The organism is Arthrobacter agilis, assembly GCF_002953615.1.
In the GTDB taxonomy this organism is placed as follows: domain Bacteria; phylum Actinomycetota; class Actinomycetes; order Actinomycetales; family Micrococcaceae; genus Arthrobacter_D; species Arthrobacter_D agilis_B.
In genome coordinates, this window is record NZ_CP024915.1 from 3,072,275 (window position 1) to 3,077,517 (window position 5,243).

The 5,243-nt window shown below is 69.7% G+C and carries 7 protein-coding genes; 3 read left to right on the forward strand and 4 right to left on the reverse strand.

Going from position 1 to position 5,243, the window contains the following annotated elements:
- The coding region (locus tag CVO76_RS14980) for a LacI family DNA-binding transcriptional regulator (RefSeq protein ID WP_208739961.1) at window positions 1–1,021 on the reverse strand (1,021 nt) is incomplete at its 3' end.
- Between the two features lie 111 nt (window positions 1,022–1,132).
- Between CVO76_RS14980 and CVO76_RS14985 the strand changes: the two genes are divergently transcribed.
- The 3 genes from CVO76_RS14985 (at window position 1,133) to CVO76_RS14995 (ending at window position 3,710) form a co-directional block, all read left to right on the forward strand.
- Window positions 1,133–1,867, forward strand: a complete 735-nt coding sequence (locus CVO76_RS14985) for a sugar phosphate isomerase/epimerase family protein (RefSeq protein ID WP_208739962.1) — start codon at window positions 1,133–1,135, stop codon at window positions 1,865–1,867.
- Window positions 1,864–2,970 carry a Gfo/Idh/MocA family protein gene (locus CVO76_RS14990; protein WP_133081379.1) on the forward strand — a complete coding sequence of 369 codons (1,107 nt, stop codon included), beginning with the start codon at window positions 1,864–1,866 and terminating at the stop codon, window positions 2,968–2,970. Before CVO76_RS14985 ends, CVO76_RS14990 begins: the two co-directional genes overlap by 4 nt.
- A 107-nt stretch (window positions 2,971–3,077) precedes the next feature.
- Window positions 3,078–3,710: a uracil-DNA glycosylase gene (locus tag CVO76_RS14995; protein WP_133081378.1), complete on the forward strand. Its 633-nt coding sequence runs from the start codon at window positions 3,078–3,080 to the stop codon at window positions 3,708–3,710.
- A gap of 58 nt (window positions 3,711–3,768) precedes the next feature.
- Here the strand turns inward: CVO76_RS14995 and CVO76_RS15000 are convergent, their stop codons facing one another.
- From CVO76_RS15000 to CVO76_RS15010, 3 genes are all read right to left on the reverse strand, one after another.
- Window positions 3,769–4,125 carry a hypothetical protein gene (locus CVO76_RS15000; protein WP_208739963.1) on the reverse strand — a complete coding sequence of 119 codons (357 nt, stop codon included), beginning with the start codon at window positions 4,123–4,125 and terminating at the stop codon, window positions 3,769–3,771.
- Between the two features lie 212 nt (window positions 4,126–4,337).
- Window positions 4,338–4,550: a hypothetical protein gene (locus CVO76_RS15005; RefSeq protein ID WP_133081376.1), complete on the reverse strand. Its 213-nt coding sequence runs from the start codon at window positions 4,548–4,550 to the stop codon at window positions 4,338–4,340.
- A 43-nt stretch (window positions 4,551–4,593) separates the two neighbouring features.
- Window positions 4,594–5,064 carry a MarR family winged helix-turn-helix transcriptional regulator gene (locus CVO76_RS15010; RefSeq protein ID WP_208739964.1) on the reverse strand — a complete coding sequence of 157 codons (471 nt, stop codon included), beginning with the start codon at window positions 5,062–5,064 and terminating at the stop codon, window positions 4,594–4,596.
- Window positions 5,065–5,243 lie beyond the last annotated feature (179 nt).

Sequence of the window (5,243 nt, forward strand, 5' to 3'; positions counted from 1 at the left end):
CTGGGAGCACAGCCGTGCTGGCCCGTACCACGAGGTCGCTCCCCGGCATCGAGCGGGTCCGGGCCTCCCCGGAGTCGAGCAACGCGAGCAGCAGTTCGGCGGCGATCCGGCCCTGCTGCCCCGGGTTGCGCGCCAGGGCCGTGACCGCGGGCGAGGCCAGCCGGCAGTGCAGGGAGTCGTCCCAGCTCACGATCGCGACGTCCCCCGGGCAGCGCAGCCCGAGCTCGCCGAGGGCCAGCAGGCCGCCCATCGACATGAGGTCGTTGCCGAACACGACCGCGGTCGGCCGGTCCCCGGGCGCGTGCAGGAGCGACACGACGGCGTCGCGCCCGGCGTCGAGCGCGTAGGTGGCCTCGTGCAGCACCACCTGCATCCCGTACCCGGCCGCACGTTCCCGCACCCCCCGGATCCGCTCCTCCTCGTGCAGGAAGGTGTGCGGCCCGGTGACATGGGCGATCCTCCGATGGCCGCCCTCGTGGAGGTGGTCGACGATGGTCGCGGCGTCGACGGAGTGGTCCGTCGTCGTGCCCGCGAACCTGTGCGGTGCGCCGGTCCCGGGCGCGCCGTGCAGCACGAAGGGCAGCCCGAGCCGGGTCAGCAGGGCGGGGCGCGGGTCGTCGTGCAGGTGGTCGAAGACCACGACGCCATCGACCTTCCGCTCACCGGCCCACCGCTCGTAGATGAGCTGCTCCTGTGCCGGGTCCTTGCCCACCATCCGCAGCATCAGGGCCATGTCCGCCTGCGCGAGTGCCGCTTCAATCCCGGTGAGCAGGCCCATGTAGTAGGGCTCGGTCCCGATGAGCAGGGGATCCGCCGAGAGCACCATCCCGACCGCGCCGGCCCGCGAGCGTGACAGGGCGCGGGCGGAGGAACTCGGGTACCACTCGAGCTCCTCCGCGAGGTCCAGGACGCGGCGCCGGGTCAGCTCGCTGACACCCGGCTGGCCGTTGAGGGCGTAGGAGACGGATGCCTTCGAAATGCCCAGCCTCTTCGCCAGGCCGGCGATGGTTTCCTTGGCCATGGCCTACACGATAGCGCCACCCATCTCTTGACCCGCTCCGGGTGATCACCTAGGTTCGACCTAGAATCTGAACCGGTTCAGTACACCCTGTTCTCAGCGAGGAGAATCTCCGTGACGTATTCACTCCAGCTCTACACCCTGCGGGCGGCGATGGGGGAGGACCTGCCGGGCACCATCCGGCGCGTCGCCGAGCTGGGCTACACCGCCGTCGAGCCGTACAACTTCGTCGCCACGGCGGACGAGCTGGCCGAAGCGCTGTCGGCCAACGGACTCACCGCGCCGTCCGGCCATGCGCCCCTGCTCCGTGCCGACCAGGACGAGATCTTCGACGCCGCACGCACGCTCGGCATCGGAACGGTGATCGACCCGCACGTCGAGCGTTCCCACTGGACCACGGCCGCCGACATCGAGGCCACCGCCCAGGCGCTGAACGCCGCGGCGAAGAAGGGCGCGGAGTACGGCATCACCGTGGGCTACCACAACCACGAGTTCGAGCTCGAGGAGCGTATCGACGGCGCCTCCGGGCTCGAGGTCCTCGCCGGCCACCTCGATCCCGAGGTGGTCCTCGAGGTGGACACCTACTGGGCCGCGGTCGGGGGCGAGGATCCCGTCGAGCTGCTCCGGCGCCTCGGCAGCCGCGTGCGCTTCGTCCACATCAAGGACGGCCCGCTGACCAAGGACGACAAGGAGCAGGTCGCCGTCGGCTCGGGCAGCATGCGCGTCTGGGACGTACTCGACGCCGTCCCCGGCCTCGAGGCGGCCGTCGTGGAACTCGACGACTTCGACGGCGACATCTTCACCGCCGTCGCCGACAGCCTGGCCTACCTGAGCGAGGGGAAGAAATGAGTACCGGCCCGGTCGGCGTCGCCGTCATCGGCGCAGGCGTCATCAGCAAGGAGTACCTGACCAACCTCACGGGCTTCCCCGACGTGACGGTGCACATCGTCGCCGACATGGTCGAGGAGGTCGCGGCCGCCCGGGCCGCGGAGTTCGGGGTCCCGTCATCCGGTGGCGTGCAGGACGCGCTGAGCCATCCCGACGTCGAGATCGTCGTCAACCTGACGATCCCCGCGGCCCATGTCGAGGTGGCCACGGCGGCAGTGCAGGCCGGCAAGCACGTGTGGAGCGAGAAACCCTTCTCACTGGACCGCGAGAGCGGTCTCGGCCTGCTGAAGACGGCGGACGCCGCCGGCCTCCGTCTCGGCTGTGCTCCCGACACATTCCTCGGTGCAGGACTCCAGACCGCGCTGCGCATGGTGGCGCGCGGCGACATCGGCGTCCCCCTGACGGCGCTGACCCTCATGCAGTCGCCCGGTCCCGAGTCCTGGCACCCGAACCCGGCATTCCTCTTCCAGGAGGGTGCCGGGCCGCTGTTCGACATGGGGCCCTACTACCTGACCACACTCGTCCAGACGTTCGGTGCCATCACCAGGGTGGCGGGCCTCGGCTCGAGATCCCGGGACACCCGGACCATCGGATCGGGGCCGAAGGCCGGCGAGGTCTTCGACGTCACGGTCCCGTCGCACGTCAGCGCGATCGCGCAGTTCGCGAACGGGGAGTCCTCGCAGAGCATCTTCAGCTTCGACTCACCCCTCAAGCGCGCGGGCTTCGTGGAGGTCACGGGGACCGAGGGCACGCTCGCGTTCCCCGACCCGAACTTCTTCACCGGCGACCTGATGCTGACCCGACCCGGAGCCGAGGAGCCGGAGACCATCGCGGCGGTCGGTGCGACCTCGACCCGCGGAAGCGGCGTGCTGGAGATGGCTCGTGCCCTCCGCGAGGGCCGTCCGCACCGCGCCCAGGGCGAGACGGCGTACCACGTGCTCGACGCCATGGTCTCGATCTCGGAGAGCATCGCGACCGGCGAGTTCGTCCCGCTCTCGAGTACGGCGACCGCGGCCGAGCCGCTGCCCGAGGACTGGGATCCGTACGCCTCCACCCTGTCCTGATCCCGGGGGCCGGGGTGTCGGCGGAGCACTGGCGTAGGCTGGAATCCTGCGGACACGTTAGCGCCACCTCTGGCGCCGTTCGCGAGGAGGCGGAATTGGTACAGCGCATGGCAGATCCCACGTATCGGGCCCAGCAATGGGAACAACGCTACGATCCCCAGATCGAGGACGTGAACCGCCTGTGCGACACGCTGGCCGAGTCGAAACCGGGGTCGGCCGTGCCGTACATCGACCCCGTCCACGATGTCGACGGATGCAAGATCGTCAGTCTCTTCTCGAGCCCGGGCTCCTCGTTGCCGTCGGGATTCGTCTCCTTCGAGAACGACGACCCGAGTTCCATCCGCATGGCCGGGATCTACGAGGCGGTCGGGCTGCCGCCCGAGGCGGTCATGCCCTGGAACGCCTACCCCTGGTACCTGCCCGAGGGCAAGGAGCGTGCGCTCACCATGGACCAGATCTCCGACGGGGTCAAGCCGCTCCTGACATTCCTCCAGCAGGTTCCGCGGGCCTCGGCGCTCGTCGCCCACGGGGCGGACGCGCACAAAGCTGCACGGCGCCTGATGAAGCTCGAGAACCGCGCCATCATGAAGCGCGGCTTCAAGATCTACGAGGTACGTTCGCCGGGCGAGCGGGCGTTCAAGGGCACCCCCGCGAACCAGGAGCTGTGGCTGAAGGACATCCAGTCGGCCTACGCCGACGCGATGGGCCGGGCCGGGCTGCGTTCCCGCCAGTCCATCTAGGATCTTCCGAGTCGACGCAGAAAGGCGGGGCCTATCGGGCCCCGCCTTTCCATGTGGCTCAGGCCGATCCGCACATCGCGTGCAGCCCGGCCTCGACGGGAGCGTCGTCCTCCGTGTGTCCGAGGGTCAGGCCGCGGAGGGTCGCCGAGATGTCCTCGAGGGACTGCAGGACCCATGCGAAAGCTTCCTCGTCCATGACCTGCCCCTCCTTGCCGGGCGTCGACGAGCGGTGCGCCAGGGCGAGGCGGGCCACGGTCCCCTCGAGGGTCTCCAGCGCTGCATGCGTCTGTGCGGCGAGGTGGTCGGCCGTGGCGGCGGTGGCGGGCCCGCGGCCGCCGGACACCATGCGGAGGGCGGTTCTGGGCAGCCCGGAGGCGTGGGAAGGCGTGCTGGCAGACGGGCGCTGTGCGCTCATGGATCGAGACCTCTTCTAAGTCAAGACGGCGCCCTTGAATCCCCCGGGCAGAAAAAGATTGACTACGACAGTTTGCCACCCGCCGAACCGGTTCCCTATGGATTCGGGCTCAGGAATTCCACAAAATTACCGGTCGGTAGCATCAAGGCCCGCACGACGGCGGCGACGGGAGCTGCGCCGCTGCTGCCGCCACCGCGCAGGAGAGGCCCTGCCTACTCCTCCCGGCGCGTGGTGAGGTAGGTGGAGCCGTCCGGATTGCGCACCACGGTCCACTGCTGCAGTTCCTCCTGACGCAGCCGCTGCGCCTCGTCGTCGCGGTAGACGATCGGTCCCTCGGTGGTGCCGCGCTGGGCGGGACCGAAGAACATCCGCAGCTTGCCCGTGGCGGTCATGAAGCGGGCGGACAACGGTTGCTTCTCGGTCATCGGAGATCCTTTCGAGGGTGTCGGTCCACGGGGGCGGGGGAGGTCACGGAGTGCTCCGCCCGCCGGCCGAGGCCGGCAGGTGGGTGCCGGTGGCCCGGATGATCCCGTGCATGGCGTCGTTGAGGGTGTCCACCTGCTCGCGCGTCAGGCCGAGCCGATCCATCATGGTCGCCGGCACGTCGAGGGCATCGGCGCGGAGGTCCCGGCCCGCAGTGGTGAGCTCCACCGCCAGCGCCCGCTCGTTGCCCGGGACGCGTGTCCGGGTGAGCAGGCCGAGGGCCTCCAGCCGCTTGAGCATCGGCGAGAGCGTGGCGGACTCCATGGCGAGGGCCTGTCCGATGCTGCGGACGGTGCGGGGGCTCTCCTCCCACAGCGCGAGCATCACGAGGTACTGCGGATGCGTGAGGTTGAGCTTCTCGAGGACCGGCCGATAGGCGCCCACCACGCTCCGGGACGCGACGGACAGCGCGAAGCACAGCTGGCGCTCGAGCAGGAGGTCGTCGTCGGTGGTCAAGAATCCTCCGGATCGGACGGTGACGAACAGGTGCGTACTGATAATTAGTGTACTACTGTTCCTCGACGGCGGGGACCGCGCGGCGCCGGGATCCCCGCGGTCCCGTGATCAGTGGTGTGCGGATCCTGGGCGTCGTCGCGGGGCCGACCGTGCCGGCGGTTGAGCCCATCGATGCCGCC